Source organism: Armatimonas sp., from assembly GCF_964826245.1.
This window is the reverse complement of record NZ_CBAYMC010000094.1, coordinates 1-15,386: the sequence shown is the minus strand read 5'-3', so window position 1 is coordinate 15,386 and position 15,386 is coordinate 1. Positions and strand designations below refer to the sequence as shown.

The 15,386-nt window shown below is 55.7% G+C and carries 9 protein-coding genes and 1 pseudogene; all 10 read right to left on the bottom strand.

The window, feature by feature from the left end; all coding sequences use genetic code 11:
• Positions 1-54 precede the first annotated feature (54 nt).
• Complete coding sequence (locus AC1XOS_RS10845) at positions 55-8,571, bottom strand: amino acid adenylation domain-containing protein (RefSeq protein WP_481962234.1); 8,517 nt, start codon at positions 8,569-8,571, stop codon at positions 55-57.
• Between the two features lie 12 nt (positions 8,572-8,583).
• The gene (locus tag AC1XOS_RS10840; protein ID WP_481962235.1) at positions 8,584-8,985 is read right to left on the bottom strand and encodes a phosphopantetheine-binding protein; all 402 of its coding nucleotides are present in this window, start codon (positions 8,983-8,985) and stop codon (positions 8,584-8,586) included.
• A pseudogene (locus AC1XOS_RS10835) lies at positions 8,980-10,350 on the bottom strand (amino acid adenylation domain-containing protein); the annotation flags it as partial. The gene AC1XOS_RS10840 and the pseudogene AC1XOS_RS10835, both read right to left, overlap by 6 nt.
• 4 nt (positions 10,351-10,354) lie before the next feature.
• Complete coding sequence (locus AC1XOS_RS10830; protein WP_481962233.1) at positions 10,355-11,269, bottom strand: glycosyltransferase family 2 protein; 915 nt, start codon at positions 11,267-11,269, stop codon at positions 10,355-10,357.
• Positions 11,270-11,304: 35 nt separating this feature from the next.
• On the bottom strand, positions 11,305-11,994 hold the full coding sequence (locus tag AC1XOS_RS10825) for a TapB family protein (RefSeq protein ID WP_481962232.1): 690 nt from the start codon (positions 11,992-11,994) through the stop codon (positions 11,305-11,307).
• Positions 11,991-12,656, bottom strand: coding sequence for an exosortase-associated EpsI family protein (locus tag AC1XOS_RS10820; RefSeq protein WP_481962231.1), 666 nt, complete (start codon positions 12,654-12,656; stop codon positions 11,991-11,993). The genes AC1XOS_RS10825 and AC1XOS_RS10820 overlap by 4 nt, the downstream gene beginning before the upstream one ends.
• Positions 12,657-12,667: 11 nt before the next feature.
• Positions 12,668-13,822, bottom strand: a complete 1,155-nt coding sequence (locus AC1XOS_RS10815; protein ID WP_481962230.1) for an archaeosortase/exosortase family protein — start codon at positions 13,820-13,822, stop codon at positions 12,668-12,670.
• 4 nt (positions 13,823-13,826) lie between these two features.
• Positions 13,827-14,522 (bottom strand): hypothetical protein, encoded by a 696-nt coding sequence (locus AC1XOS_RS10810; protein WP_481962229.1) that lies wholly within the window; start codon positions 14,520-14,522, stop codon positions 13,827-13,829.
• Positions 14,519-15,169, bottom strand: coding sequence for a hypothetical protein (locus tag AC1XOS_RS10805; protein WP_481962228.1), 651 nt, complete (start codon positions 15,167-15,169; stop codon positions 14,519-14,521). Before AC1XOS_RS10805 ends, AC1XOS_RS10810 begins: the two co-directional genes overlap by 4 nt.
• Positions 15,166-15,386 (bottom strand): hypothetical protein (locus AC1XOS_RS10800; protein WP_481962227.1); only part of this gene is annotated, 221 nt, incomplete at its 5' end. The genes AC1XOS_RS10805 and AC1XOS_RS10800, both read right to left, overlap by 4 nt.

Here is a 15,386-nt window from a genome sequence, read left to right as displayed (position 1 = left end):
GCCTGTCCAGCTCAAGCTGCCAGACCACCACTCCCTCCGGTGCCTCTAGCGGTGTCATGCTGCCTGGATAAGTCGTAGAGTCGGGGGGGCGAGCCTCTGGGTTAGCTCCTCCGCGAGGGTCTTGACAAACGGCTCCTGGATTAAAAGATGATGGTCGCCGGGGATATCGCAGATCTCGACCTGCGGAAGTACCTCACCCCAGAACAGGTGCGCATCCCACGGCTCACTGTGCTCTTGTGCTCGGAACAGAGTCACAGGGGCATTGTAGACTTCTGGGAAGTGCGCATGGATCGCCGATTCTTGTGCTTGACGAACCCGACCTAGTGCCTCCCAGAACGCCTGCTCCGGCTCGGCGTTTACCATAGGTTTCAGCCGATCCTGCACTTTCTGAAGGCGACGTTTCAGATACTCGCCTTGGCTCTTGGTGTCGAGCTTGCGGAACATATTAAAGTGGGCCGCGAGCCGCTGCTTGGTGGTCTCGGGGTTGGTGAACTCTGGGTTCTGGCGGTGGTACTCGGGGGCGTAGCTGTCGAACATGCTGACAAACTCTACCACATGCCCGTTGCCTCGAAGCACACGTGCCACTTCCAGCGCGACAATTCCACCGGACGAGAACCCCGCAAGACGATAGGAGCCGTCCGGGTATTGCTGGCGAATCAGCGCAGCATAGTCTTGGGCCATGGCGCACATAGACTCGTGGGGCTCCGTCTCACCGTCCATACCCGCCGCCTCGATGGCAAAGACCGGCTGATCGTCTCCGAGGTGCTTGGCGAGATCCTGGTAGAGCACGACGATCCCCTGGACATGATGGATCAGAAAGAGCGGCGTGCGGCTGCCTTTAGGATTGATAGGGACGAGCGTGCCGCGCGCCATCTCCCCCGGCTCGTTCCTCGCCGTCCCCTCTTCCCCAACGGCTCGCACGCTCGTGGGAAGAGGGGCAATTCGTGCCGCGATTCCATTGGGAGTGGGGGTTGCAAAGAGGGCCGAGAGCGGGAGGCGCTTGCCAAACTCCGTCTCAATTCGGGCGAAGAGGCGAATGGCTTTGAGTGAGTCACCGCCCAGAGCGAAGAAGTCATCGTCGGGGGCGACGGACTCTAGCCCGAGGGCTTCGGCGAACAGGGCTTCTAGTTTTCCGACTGAACCCACCCCGCCTTGGCCATCTCCCCGGCTTCGCCGACCCTCTTCCTGTGGCGCTCGTACCTCGCTAGGAAGAGGGTTGATGAGAGTGAGTTTTGCTTTATCTACTTTGCCATTTGCATTGAGTGGCAGCGCGTCTACGGAGACAATCGTGGACGGAACAAGGTAGGGTGGAAGTGCGAGCTGGAGGGCTTGCTTTAGTGTGTTTGGTTCCACCTCAGCTACCACATAGGCAACCAGAGTGCGGCTGCCGTGGGTATCTGTGGGGGCGAGGGCGGCAGCTTCGTGGACGCCAGGGAGACGACAGAGGGCTGCTTCAAGCTCCCCTAGCTCGACACGATTCCCGCGAATCTTGACTTGTGCATCGGCGCGGCCGAGGAACTCTATGCAGCCGTTGGGTTGCCAGCGTGCCAGGTCCCCCGTGCGATAGAGGCGCTCGCCACGCACCTCGACAAACGTCTCCGTCGTGCGCTCGGAATCGTTGTGGTAGCCGAGGGCGAGGCCATCGCCGCCTGTGCAGAGCTCCCCGACAATCCCAATCGGGCAGGGTTGCCTGTTGGCATCGAGAATCCGAACGGTGGTGCCCGTGATGGGCTTGCCAATCGGAATGCTCACGCCCTGCGTGTCGGCCTCCGTGATGGCATGGACACAGGTAAATGTCGTGTTCTCCGTCGGTCCGTAGCCATTGAAGAGGCGCGTCTGGGGGAGTGCCTGTATTGCCCTTGACACGTGCGGCGTTGAGAGCACGTCACCGCCAGCCAGAAGCTGCCGAACCCCCGTAAAGTCCGAGAGGCCACTGTCTACCAGCGCATGGAATAGCCCCGCCGTGAGCCAGAGCGTCGTGACGTTGTTTTTACGCACCGTCTCCCCCAGCTCTGAGAGGGTCAGCGGCCCCTCAGGAGCAACCACCAGTGTGCCGCCGTTGAGGAGCGGCCCAAAGATCTCCAGAAGCGTCGCATCAAAGGCGAAGGCAGAATGGAACAGAAAGGTTTGGTTGCCAAACTCCAGCCAGTCGGCGCCTTTGACGAGCCGTGCGATAGCCTTCTGCGCGACCTGCACGCCCTTCGGCGTGCCCGTGGAGCCCGAGGTGTAGAGGAGGGCGGCCAACCCTCCTCCCTCCGCTTCGCTCTTCCCTCCTCCGGGTGCCCTCTGGGCGTTTGGGAGGAGGGCTGTGGAGGAGGGCTCAATCACTGCGACTGCACCACTATGATTGCGCAGCCACTCGCGGCGCTCGTCGGGGTAGGTGGGGTCTATGGGAATATAGAACGCCTCGGCACTCAGAACTCCCAGAACACTCGTAATGGTCTGGAGCGACCGAGGAAGCTCGATGGCGACGCCTTGACCGTGCTGTACTCCCAACTCCCGGAGCTGTGCGGCAAGCGTATCGACGCTCAATTTCAGCTCGGCGTAGGTGAGGGACTGCGTGCCGTCGGTGACGGCGACGGCATCTGGCGTTTTCGTGACTTGCTCGGTGAAGAGTGTTGCGAGCGGTGCAAAGCTTCGTCCCACTTTTCCACCATCGCCCCAAGTTGTGAGCTGTGCAGATTCGGTAGGCATGAGCAGGGGAAGCGTGGCGATCTCGCTCTCAGGCTGCGCCAGAATGCCTTCAAGAAGCGTCTCAAAGTGGGCCAGCCAGCGCGTGATAGTCTCGGCGAGGAAGAGATCGGTGTTGTAGCTCGCCTCCACCTCAATTGTCTTGCCATCGTCCACTAAGTTAAAGCCCAGCTCGAACTGGTAGGCGACACGGGGGGCTTTGCTCATGTGGCTGCTAAGACCGACGAAGCCCAAGTCGCCGCCACCAGTGCGCTCTAGGTTGAACGTGGTCGAGATCAGTGGGTTGCGGCTCGGGTCGCGGGGCAGGTTCAGGGCGCTGACCAGAGTTCCAAAGGTGCAGTCTCTATGGTCGAAGGCATCGAGAATCTGCCGCTTGCGCCCTGAAAGAAGTTCGGTAAATACGCCATCGCCTGCAACACGGATGGGCAAGAGATTGACGGCGTGGCCCACGAGAGGCGCGTCGGTCTCGACGGTCGTTTGGCCCGCCGAGGGCACACCGATCACGAGCTCACTCTGGCCCGTGAGGCGGTGCAGGAGGGTCTCGTAGGCGGTGAAGAGGGTTGCAAAAAGAGTCGCACCTTGCTTGCCCGAGAACTTGCGGAGCGGTGCTACCAGGCTCTCAGGGAGAATACGGTGGATACGGTCGCCACGGTAGGTAAAGACTGCGGGGCGGGCGTGGTCGGTGGGGAGTGCGAGCGGCGTGAGGTCACCCGTCGTGAGCTGCGCCTTCCACCAGGTGAGATCAAAGTCGTTGCGGGGCTTCTGGGCGAACTCGATAAAGCTGTAGGGGGCGGGTAGGGGCTTACCCGCCATGCCCTTGGCAAGCTCATCCAGCACCACTGCCCACGACCAGCCGTCGCAGATAATATGATGCGCCGTCAAAAGCAGAACATGTCGATCCCCCCCCTGCCCCCGTCCAACGGGGGGGAGACAAGGTAATTCCTCATTGTCCCCCCCACCCAGAGGGTACCCGGCGGGGGGTAGGGGGGAAGTTAAGCGCACGAGCCGGGCCCGCAAAAGCGGCCCGTGCGCCTGGTCAAAAGGGTGAGATGCTTCGTCTTTCTGGAGCTGTGCAAGCCCAGCCTCATCCGTCTCTGTTATCGGGACATCGAGAGTCAGCGAGGGGGCGATGGTCTGCGTGGTACCATCTTCGCTAAAGCTAGCACGGAGGGCATCGTGCCGCTCGACAATGCGCTGGAGGCTCTGGTTGAGCTTCTCGGTATCCAAGTCTCCGTCGAGGTGCACTCCAATCGACTCGTTGTAGGACAGTGATGCGGTCTCGCTCTCGTGGGCTGCTAGCCAGACCTCGCGCTGCTGCGGCGTCGTGGGAAGTGTCACCGGTGCGGGCGGCGTTAGAAAGCCTGCGTCTGCCATGGCGGCGCAGGACTGCTCGAAGGCATCAAGGATAAAGTCTAGGTCCGCATCAGTGTGCTCCGTGGACAGGAACGATGGACGGTTCTCCCAGATATGGACGTTGCGCAGCCGCAGGTGGAAGTGGAGCAGGCCACCCACTGTCGCGCCGTGGGTATTGAGATAGAACATCGAGCGGAAGCGCTCCAGCGGGAAGGGGACGCCCCACTTCTTGAGGATGGCCTCCAGCTTCGCCCCGAACTGCTCGCCCCTAGCCGAGATCCGCTCGGCGATATTGGGGTCGGCATTCAAGCGATCCAGCACGGCGTTGGCGGCGGCCATGGCGATAGGATTGCGGACAAACGTCCCCGCGAAGAATGTCATCCCCACCGATGGGAACGAGTCATCACCGTACTCCCACTGCCCACCATCGAAGGCGTCGAGGAACTTGGCTTTCCCTGTGAGGGCGCCAATCGGGATGCCCGCCCCCAGGATCTTGCCAAAGGTCTGCATGTCCGGCTCGATCTCATAGACACCCGCCGCGCCACGGCGGCCTAGTCTAAAGCCATTGACGATCTCATCAAAGACAAAGGCGATCTCATGCTCGCTGGCCAGCGAGCGGAGCGTCTTGACAAACTCATAGGGGCGCAGGTCGGGGTGACGGCTCTGCACCGGCTCGACCAAGATGGCTGCGATCTCCCCCGCGCGCTGACGGATCGTCTGGAGCGCTTCGTCGGAGCCGTACTCCAGAATAATCGTCTCGCTCACCGCCGAGTTGGGAATCCCCGGCGCGATGGGGAACGACTTGCCACGGCCATTGCCCCGCACCAAGACTTCGTCGTGGACCCCGTGGTAGGCCCCGGAGAACATGACTACTTTATCGCGGCCCGTGACTGTGCGTGCGGCGCGGACCGCGGCCATGACCGCCTCGGAGCCCGTGTTGCAGAAGATCGCCCGCTCGGCCCCGACATAGGCGCAGAGCTTCTCCGCCACGGGGCCTGCCAGCGGCGACTGCGGCCCGACCTCGATTCCTAAATCAAGCTGCTTCTTCACGGCTTCGATCAGAAAATCGGGCCCGTGTCCAAAGAAGTTCAGCCCAAAGCCCATGGTCATATCGACATACGTATTGCCGTCGATATCGACAATCTGGCTTCCCTTGGAGCTCTTGGCGACAATCGGGTAGATCAGGTCTTTCCAGAACGGCTTGAACCCCGCCACCGCACGCGGATCGGAGAGTTTCTGCCGGTGCTGGATCGTGTACTCACGGGATTTTTGGGTCTTGGCGAGGTACTGCGCCGTCAGCTCCGCCAGATGCGCTTTTTGTTGTGGCGTGAACGCATCGGTGGCGGTCTTCTGGATCGGACGGAATGGCCCGTGGTTGGTATTTGCATCCCCCGGCGCGCTGCGCTCGTTCCTCGCTCCACTGCCGACCCCTTCGGCAAGCGAAGGGATATTGGGCGCAGATGCGATATTCAGCGTCGGCTTGGCAGGCTCTGGTACCGCGACAGGAACGGTTTGGGCCGTCACCACGCCACCCGACAATAAGGCTAGCTGTTGCTGCATAATGGCGAGCTGCTGGGCGACGAGGGACTCTACACCTGAACCCACCCGGCTACTCGCAAAACTCGCATCCACCCTCCCTTGAGCCAAGGGAGGGTCGGCGAAGTGAGGAACGAACGAAGCCGGGGTGGGTTCAGTGAGTGCGGGCTGCGGACTGGGAGCAAGCTCGGGAGCCAGCAAGCCATCCACGTAGCCTGTCAGCGCGGCGGGTGTCGAGAGCTCCTCCATGAGCTGGCGGAAGGCGAGGCTTACCCCAAACTGCTTAGCGAGGGCTTGTGCGGCTTGTGTTAAGAACAGAGAGTCAAAACCCAGCTCAGAGAAGCTGGCATCGGTGGCGATCTCGCTGGCGTTCATGCCCGAGAGGTCGGAGAGGGTCTCCTGAATCTCGGCGAGCAGGCGGGGTTTTCGGTCGGGGGCGGTTTGTGTGGACATAGGCGTCGTGATTTCGTGGGTGATTTCGGTTTGTTTCGGCTCGGCAAAGTAGCGCTGGCGCTCAAAGGGATAGGTTGGCAACCCGACGCGGCGGGCGGGCGTCGGCTCGGGCAGTGTTGCTCCAGCAGCCCAGAGCTGGGCCAGAGGGTCGTCGTCGGTAGTGAGTGTGCGTGGCTTCTCTGGGCGCTGCTTTGCCAGCGTTGTGAGGATGCGCCCCGGTCCGCACTCCACAAAGATGTGGCTTGGGTTGGCAACCAAGACCGAGAGAGCGTTATCGAAGCGCACCGCATGGCGTAGCTGCTCGGCCCAGTAGCGCGGCGACATCGCGTCGTCTGTGGTTAGCCAGGTTCCTGTGCGGGTCGAGACAATGGGGAGTGTGGGCGCATGGCGTGGCACGGATGCCACGTAGCGCTCGAACTCCTCGAGAATCGGCTCGGTCATTGTGGAGTGGAAGGCGTGTGATGTCTTGAGTCGCTTACCTGCAACTCCCGTCGCTTCAAGTGCTTCGATCTGCTCAAATGTCCCAGAGGCCACACAGAGCTGTGGGCCATTCACAGCTGCCAGCGAGAGCCCGAATTGTTCAAAGAGAGGAGCCGCCTCGGACTCGGGCAGGCGGACGGCGAGCATGGCTCCACCAGGAAGGCTCTGCATCAACCGCGCCCGCTCAGCAAGAATCGTGAGTGCATCGGTGAGCGAGAACACCCCCGCCAGATGCGCCGCGACATACTCCCCAAGGCTGTGGCCCAGCAGGGCGCTCGGCGTGATTCCGTGTGCTTCGTAGTACTTCGCTGAGGCGTAGGCGATCGCAAAGAGCGCGGGCTGCGTAATGGCAGTCTGGCTGAGCGCGGCTTCGTCGTTGCCGAAGATGATCTCGCGGATATCGAGGCCGAGTGGCGCTTTAAGAATCTCGGCGCACTCGTCTACCGCGGCGCGATACTCGTCACTGCGCTCATAGAGCTGCTTGCCCATACCGCAGCTCTGCGCGCCTTGGCCAGGGAACAGAAAGACCACGGACGGACTCTCGATAGCCTTGCCCCATGCTCCGCGCTTCTTGTCCGTAAGCGCCGCAATCGCATCGGCGTGATCGGCGACACTCACCGCGCGTCGATGGGCAAACTCCCGCCGCCCGACCCGGAGCGTGTATGCAACATCCGTCAGAGAGAGCTCGGGGTGCTTCTCCAAGTGCTGCGCCAAGTTCGCTGCCGCGTTTTCAACGGCAGCTTCGGAGCGTGCGGAGAGGGTGAGCAAGGCTCGCCCGTTGGACGGGGGCTGGGGGGGGAGGAGAGGTGCTTCACTCACCACCACATGGGCGTTGGTGCCGCCAAAGCCAAACGAGCTGACCCCGGCGATTCGCGGCTCGGTTTGCCAGGGGCACAGCTCCGTATTGACGAAGAAGGGGCTGGTGGCCCACTCGATCTTGGGGTTGGGCTTGTTAAAGTTGATCGCGGGAGGAAGCTGCTGGTGCTTGAGCGCAAGGATCGTCTTGATCAGCCCGGCCACGCCCGAGGCGACATCGAGGTGCCCGATATTGGGCTTGAGCGTACCGAGGGCGCAGAACTGGGTCGCTTCGGTTGTCTCACGGAACGCACGGGTGAGTCCCGCAATCTCAATCGGATCGCCGAGTGGGGTGCCGGTGCCGTGCGATTCGACGTAGCTGATCTCGTCGGCGCTGTCTCCTGCGAGAGCCTGCGCCATGGCGATGACTTCGGACTGGCCAGAGATGCTCGGGGCGGTGAAGCCTGCTTTGTCGGCACCGTCGTTGTTGATTGCCGCGCCACGGATCACGGCATGGATGGTATCGTTGTCTTTGAGCGCGTCTTCGAGACGCTTGAGGACAACCACGCCCACACCTGACCCGAAGACCGTGCCGTTGGCGCTCTCATCGAAGGCGTGTACGGAACCGTCGGGGGAGAGAATGCTACCCGGAACATAGGTGTAGCCCGTCTCTTGCGGCGAGTAGATCGCCACGCCACCGGCGAGCGCCATGTCGCACTGGTAGGACTGGAGCGCATTGACGGCATTTACCACAGCGACTAGTGAGGTAGAACAGGCGGTGTTCTGCGCCATCGCCGGGCCGCGTAGGCCAAGCTTGTAGGCAACCCGAAGCGCGACATAGTCCTTCTCGTTGCCCAGCATCACCGTGATCGCACCCGCAGTGCGCTCTAGCTCAGGGTTCTGGCGCACCAGATGCCAGTAGGTGTTGTTGCTCATGCCCGCCCAGACACCAATGTTGCCGGGGAAGCTCTCGGGGACATAGCCCGCGTCTTCCAGAGCGCTCCAGCACGCTTCGAGAAAGACACGCTGCTGAGGATCGGTGGCTTCGGCCTCACGGGGCTGGAAGCCAAAGAAGCCCGCATCGAACGCCTCGGCTCCCTCTAAGGTGCCGCGCACGGGTACATAGTGGGGATCGTCGGTGGCGGCGAAGCGCTCTAGCGAGCAAACCCCCTGGCTTACATTTTGCCAAAATGTCTCCAGATCAGGGGCACCAGGAAAGCGCCCTGTTATCCCCACAACCGCGATACCCTGAATTTCGTCCATAACTCTCCGCCTTTAGTGTCGGCGAAGTCGAGCGATTGCTTCACGTTGTCGCGTGGCTCTATCGCGAATCTGGCTATTTTGCGAGGAGACATTAGCTCCCCTGTTATCGGGGGGGGCAACTCTCGTTGCTAGTGCCTTCGCACTGGGATACTCAAACAGCTCGACAAGGCTCAGCTCGACATCAAAAAGCTCTTTGATCCCGTCGCGCACCATCGGTAAGAGAAGCGAGTGCCCCCCGATATCGAAGAACACATCGTCGCCCTTCAAGACTTCGCTGGTTCCCATCACCCGCTGCCAGAGCGCTAGGATTTTCTCCAACGGACTCCCCTCCTCCCGTTGTTCTCGGGAGGAGGGGCTGGGGGAGGAGGGCGGAGCAGGCAGTGCTCGCCGATCCAGCTTGCCGTTGACCGTCATGGGGAAGCTCTCAAGGTGCACAAATGCCGTGGGCACCATGTAGCTAGGGAGCAGCTCTCGTAGGTACGTGGTAAGAGCCGCCGTCTCGGGCTTCTGGCCCAGTGTGTAGCCGACTAATTTCTCATCGTGCAGGGCGACCGCGCTCCCACGAACACCGGGGAACTGCACGAGGGCAGCCTCGATCTCACCCAGCTCAATCCGGTGCCCACGGAGCTTGACTTGCAGATCGGAGCGCCCGATATAGTCTAGCTCACTGTTGGGGAGCACCGAGACGAGATCTCCCGATTTATAGACTCGCTGGCCCTGGTAGCAGACAAAGCGTTCCTCCGTTAGCTCGGGGCGCTTGAGATAGCCACGGGTAACGCCCAAACCACCGACCCAGAGCTCGCCATTGACCACGTGCATGTTCCAGCCCGGAAACGCCACGCCGATCGGGCTCACGGTAGAGTCGGTATCGGCAGTGAGGATGCGCCGGTAGCTCACAAATACGGTAGTCTCCGTGATGCCATAGAGGTTCCAGAGCGCGGGGGCTTGGTCGCCATAGCGTGCAAACCAGGACTTTAGGCTTGCCACTTCGAGCTTCTCTGCCGCGAGAATAATCGTGCGCAGTGAGTCTAGCTTGGGGGCGTTTTCGTCGGCGGCCATGAGCTGGGCGAAGGCCGTCGGGGACTGGTTGAGAACCGTCACGCCCTCACGACGAAGTAAGGCATGAAAAGCATCGGCGGCACGGCGCTCGGAGTCTGTGGGAATGACGAGCCGTCCTCCGTGGAGCAGGGCCCCCCAGATCTCCCAGACGGAGAAATCAAAGGCGTAGGAGTGAAAGAGCGTCCAGACATCGCGCTCCGTGGCAGCAAATGCCGGGTTGTCAAAGAGGGGCAGGACATTGCGGTGCTCGACAAGGCACCCTTTGGGCTGGCCGGTCGAGCCAGAGGTATAGATGACATACGCAAGGTTTTGCGTTGTGGCGTGGTTGCCTGGCGCATCAGATCGCTCGTCGGAGCCAACTTCGACCGCCGTTGCCGAGGTTTCGGGACGCGCCATGCCCGCTTGCGTCACAAGAACGCTTGCCTCACAGTCTGCGAGCTGAAAGGCAAGACGATCAGCGGGGTAGGCGGGGTCAAGGGGGACATATGCACCTCCGGCTTTTAGAATTCCCAAGATCCCGATCACCATCTCAAAGCCACGATTCACCAAAAGTGCCACGAGGGTGTCCGGGGCGACCCCTTCCATAATCAGGCGATGTGCCAGTGCATTGGCCCGCGCATCGAGCTGGGTGTAGGTCAGCGACTGGCCAGAAAACGTCAATGCAGTGGCGTCAGGGTTTCGCACGACCTGGGCTGCGAAGCGTTCATGGAGCGTTTGCATAAGATTATCTCACTAAGATGTGCCGTAGCTTATTTATGACCCGGCGAGGAAACTGGCGCACGTTAAAGAGCGCCGGATTCTTGAACGGAAGTAGTGCATCCGAGAGCGCTTTTTCAACTTCAGGATTCTTGAGTTTATTGTCGTCCAAAAAACGTTGAATCCAGAGGAGAATTTTATGTTTTGCAGGGTTGGCTTTACCCAGAGCCCACTCGCCTCTTGCCATCGCTTGATGGCAGCAGTTATCGGGGTGCTGCCGGTAAAGATTCCAGGTATGTGTCGCCGCATAGACTGGGTATCTCGTGAACAATCGGGTATAGAGCACGTTGTCTTCATAGAGCCCTTTAAAAGTCTCGTCCCAGCCCCCGACTTCACGAAGGATGTGAGTTCGAGCCAGGAACTCGGAGGTGCAGGGCTGAAAGCTCTCATCATGGAGCCAGTGGATGAGCATTTCGGGAGGGGAGATCAGGCGGTCTGCCGGAAGCTCACCGAGATTCAGCCAGTCTGGTTGGGTGGTAGCAGGCGACCAGGAGTGCCAGATCGTACTGCGTCCAAATACCGCAGCAGCTTCAGGGAAGCGCTCAAGGAGCTCGACTTGTTCGGTAAGCTTATTGGGAAGCCAAAAATCATCCGCATCCAGCAGAGCCGTGTACTTACCGCGAGCATGGGCTAGTCCCAAGTTGCGGGTTGCACTCATACCACGATTGAGGCCACCCGGATGCTCAAGGTACGTGATGCGACTGGGATGCTGCTGTGCATACTGCCGCGCAATCTCCGTCGAACCGTCCTGGGAGCCATCATTGACAAGTAAAAGCTCCCAGTCGGTAAATGTCTGCGTAAGAACAGAGTCCAGTGCTTCTGTGAAAAAACGTCCAGGGTTATAAAAAATAACCACAACAGAGACGCAGGGTTTGACTGTCATATCTCCTACCTTATGCAGGAAACGTGCCGAATGTTCTAAAGTTTGTAGTCTATAAGCTCTTTCAGAAAAAGTTGATCCGGTTGGTTAGGATTATGGACGATGTAGCGCACCTTAACCATGCCAACACCAGGAGCAAACCAGCGGGTGGTCCAGTAGGTGCTCGTCCCTCCCGATGTCGTTGTCTCGAGAATGGAGTCCACGCGATAAGCCGTAAATGTCCCTCTTGGGACGGTTACTTTCTCAATTGCCTTTAAGCGAGAGTGGCCTTTGCTCGGGACAAGGGAGTCTCTGAGTAGCACTCCTCCTTGCCAGGTAATTGACTTGTCAAAATTTAAGGGAAATTGTAGCAGAGGCATCGGAGGTTTCATCGTGACTTTATCATTCCCTCCAGACGACGAGAGATGAGTAATCTCTTGGGGTGTAATTTTAAAGAGTTCTTCCCGGGGTTTGCCTGAGATTTGAGCACTTGCAAGAACGGCAGTTTCCGCACCTCGACTCGGTTGAACGACTACTTTTTCTTGCTCTCCCTTTGTATTAACCAGACGATAGATCCAGTATCCACCAACGGGTGTTGGAAACAATGATTTTTTCGGAGGTGTAGGTTTCGTATTGATTTCATCGGGGAGATGGATAAAACTATCGTCTGCACCGCTTGCAATCCTAACGTTTTTACAGCTTGTAAGTAGTGGAATAAAGCACATCAGTAGAAAATAATGGTGTTTCATTCGCCTGATTTCCCCATCTTTAGTAGATCTCTATAGATATTACGCGAAATTTCGTGGACTCCACGCTGAGCATTCAGTCCTGTTGAATCTTCTTCTTCATTAAATGCTGCATAAATGCGAAGAATTACAGATTGACGTCCTAACACAAGTGCACCATAGCCTGTTCGAAGGCGTGCAGGTAAATCACGAAAGTTTCCCATCATTGGTTCGCTGGTGGTATAACCATCACGGCCTTGCTGCCAGTAGTACATGATAATACGCACTTTAGGTTCACTACGTTTCCGAAAGATCATCGCGCGTACGGTGGCACTTCCAGGGCCGTCAAGAGGGAATTCTTTTAGAGATGTAAATTCCCAGACCCCCGTACCACCGACACAGACCGTCGGGTCATGAAAGTTCTCGAAGGGGCCAGCCGTAACCAATGTCGCAAGGACGGAGTCTCCTGTGCCATTTGAGAACTCAACGCTTGATGCACGAGGAAACCCCAGAATAGAGAGTGTTTCCTGAGATACCGGCTGATTTATCCCTTCCCAGGAACCAATGGTGGTTGAGATATTTGGGAACCAACCACCAGCCCACTCTAGTCTTTTTTGCGAAAAAAGACTCAGTGCTGCTGTCACTCCGACAATGGTTGACAGTTGAATAAAGAGTCGTTTGTTCATGTTAAAGCTACCTACCTACCCTTATTTTTCTTACGCTGTGCCCGGACTCGATCCGCTTTTCGCAATCGAGAATCAAGATTACGATTAGTTCTACCCACCCATTGTCCTACTTTAACAAAAAGAGGGACTGTTTTATCAAAAGTCCAGATAAGAGGATGAAAAATTAGATTTATAAATCCACCTAATGCTGTCCCAAAAGAGAAAGATTTCGTAATAGCTTTATCAATAGGGCGTTGTATGGCATTACTTGTCATTTTAACCTTAAGTGCAAGTGGTTGAATCCATGAAGGTATCCGGAACGGAGGAATATATTTAATGAGAAGAAAACCTAGTGAAATGCCGACGAATGTTATTATCCATGAGTTTGTATTTGCGAAAAAAGCTGCTATATTTGGATTTCCAGATGAGAAAAAACAAACCAATACGAAACGCATTAGATAGATTATTGATGTGGCTATACACCCAACTAGGATTTGATAAAATATCTTAGACGTTTTATATAAATGATAAAGTCCATAACCCCAGAATATAAGAATGGCTGAAAAAAAACCTTGGCTACCTGAAATGCCAAAAGGTAGAGGTATTGTGCCATAGTTTATAACAAGTGCATCTCCGTTAATTATTACACTATTTCCTGTACGGATAAATATCTGTTGGATTAATAATATGCTGATGCGCTGGAACAACTTTTCAAGTTGTCCAATAATGCTTTCGGGTAGCCAAGGAACTATAGCTAATAAAAACAAAATTGGAGGCATAAGAGGACGTAATATTTTCCTACTATATATCCGTACTATTATACCAAGGAGAATTAGTACGAGCCCTAAAATTCCTGCCAATGCTAGTCGGGAAAAATGCGCAAAAAAATAGAGTATACATCCGATAATTAAGAGTGTTAGGCTTCCTGATGGGATTTTTTTAGGATTTCGTTTTTCCTCATGGTTAATCTTTATCCACGAGGTAGCGATTAGTTGTCTGCGTCCCCAAAGTATGAAGAGAAACCCAGGCAAAACAAATGGCTGGGCTGCTAACAGAGAGTAATGATACTGCCAGAAATCTTCCATCCAATGAAAGGGGATAATCCAAGCTGTCAAATAAATTAAAAACAGAAAGCACCAGTATTTTTGCGACTTAAGTAAATCCCATAAATTTTGAAGATTGTCCATTTTTCTATTCTCCTCGTATCATGTAGCGTTCTAAATTTTGAACTGCTGGTCGTCCATCATCGGCATAGCTTCGTCGTATGAAGCCAATGTCCCGAGAGAGCCAACGGACAGAGGGGAAATGAAGAGTAATATCATTAGGACGAATCATAGAAATTACGGAATCAAGTCGGTAGGCTTGAAATCTACCCATTTGAGTTTGAAGAGTTTCTAAAGAAGTAACACGGCAGTACCCTGTTGCTTCGTATCGCTTTGATTTAAAAAGAATATTTCCTTTCCAATTTATTTCATCACCTTCATGAAAGGAGGAAGCAAGCAAACGCATGGGAGGATCGAGTTGCAGAAGATCTACTTGTTTTTCACCAAAAGCCATAAGCCAAATCCCTGTTGCGTCATTGCGATAAACCTCTTGACGCCACAGTGAACCGTTCCTAAGAAGCTTGACGAGCAGGCCATTTTTCCTCGCAACTTGGATAGGACCGACAACCTCGATTTTATCTTTTGTTTTGTTTTTCTCACTGATTGCAGTCATTTCCCAGTAATTTCCAGGAGCAAGTGGCAGAAGAGGCTTGCTCTCTATTCTTTGTCCATTACTTTGGAGGTTTTTGAGATACTCAATGTCTTCTCCGCCTGACGAAAGCTGTGAAGTACAACCACTTATAACACTAAGAGTCAAAAACAATATCACTGAAGTAACTCTCATGATTTTTCCTTCGTGTTATGTTTATAGATACTATGGGCAATACGATCTAGTGTACGTCTAGCCTGCGCACCATTTTTGTCAGACGATGCAATGTTTACATATAGTCGCGCAAGACATATGGGTTCATTTCTAATTAGACCTAAGCCATTTAAACGAAGGCGCTCTAAGAAATTAGGCTCCATGCTACGGTCACCAAATAATGTCGTACTCCCTCTAGGTGACTGTAGCCAAGCATAAACCAACAGGCGCTGCTCCGTGTTGGGGACTTTTAAAATCCAGGCGCGGACAAACTTATCAGGCCCGAAGAGAGGTAAGCTTCGCTGAGCACTAATTTGTAGCTGAGAAAACAGATCAGGCTCACGGTAGGACTCGAACGAGCGGGGAGCAATAAACTGGCACCGAACTCTTTCATCAAGAGGATTGCTAAACTCTAGTCCCTTAGTATGAGCCCCTCCTAGTGTTCCTAATGTTTCTTGTGGTAGAGGTATCTCTGAAACATTCCAGGAATCAACAGCGATTGGTGCTTCTAAAAGCCATTTGGATGTACGGTTTTGGCGAGCTAAAATTATGGACATGATTAACGCAAGAAACAGTAGTAATATTCCCATGCTTTTAATACGCTGATCCAGTACGGATTTTTCATTCATACTACAATCTCTTGGTTTCTTATATGTGATCGGAGAAATTTTTTGCAGAAGGCATGAATTACTAGCAGGCACAAATATGTTGTTAATATAGTAGGGATGAACAGTAATTGATTTTCGAGTAATTTTGCAAAATCCGGCGTGATTCGAGCGATAATGCCCAGGAGTGTCAGACGGAGTGCATTGCCAAGGAATGTGACAAATGCAGCAACTACTAAAA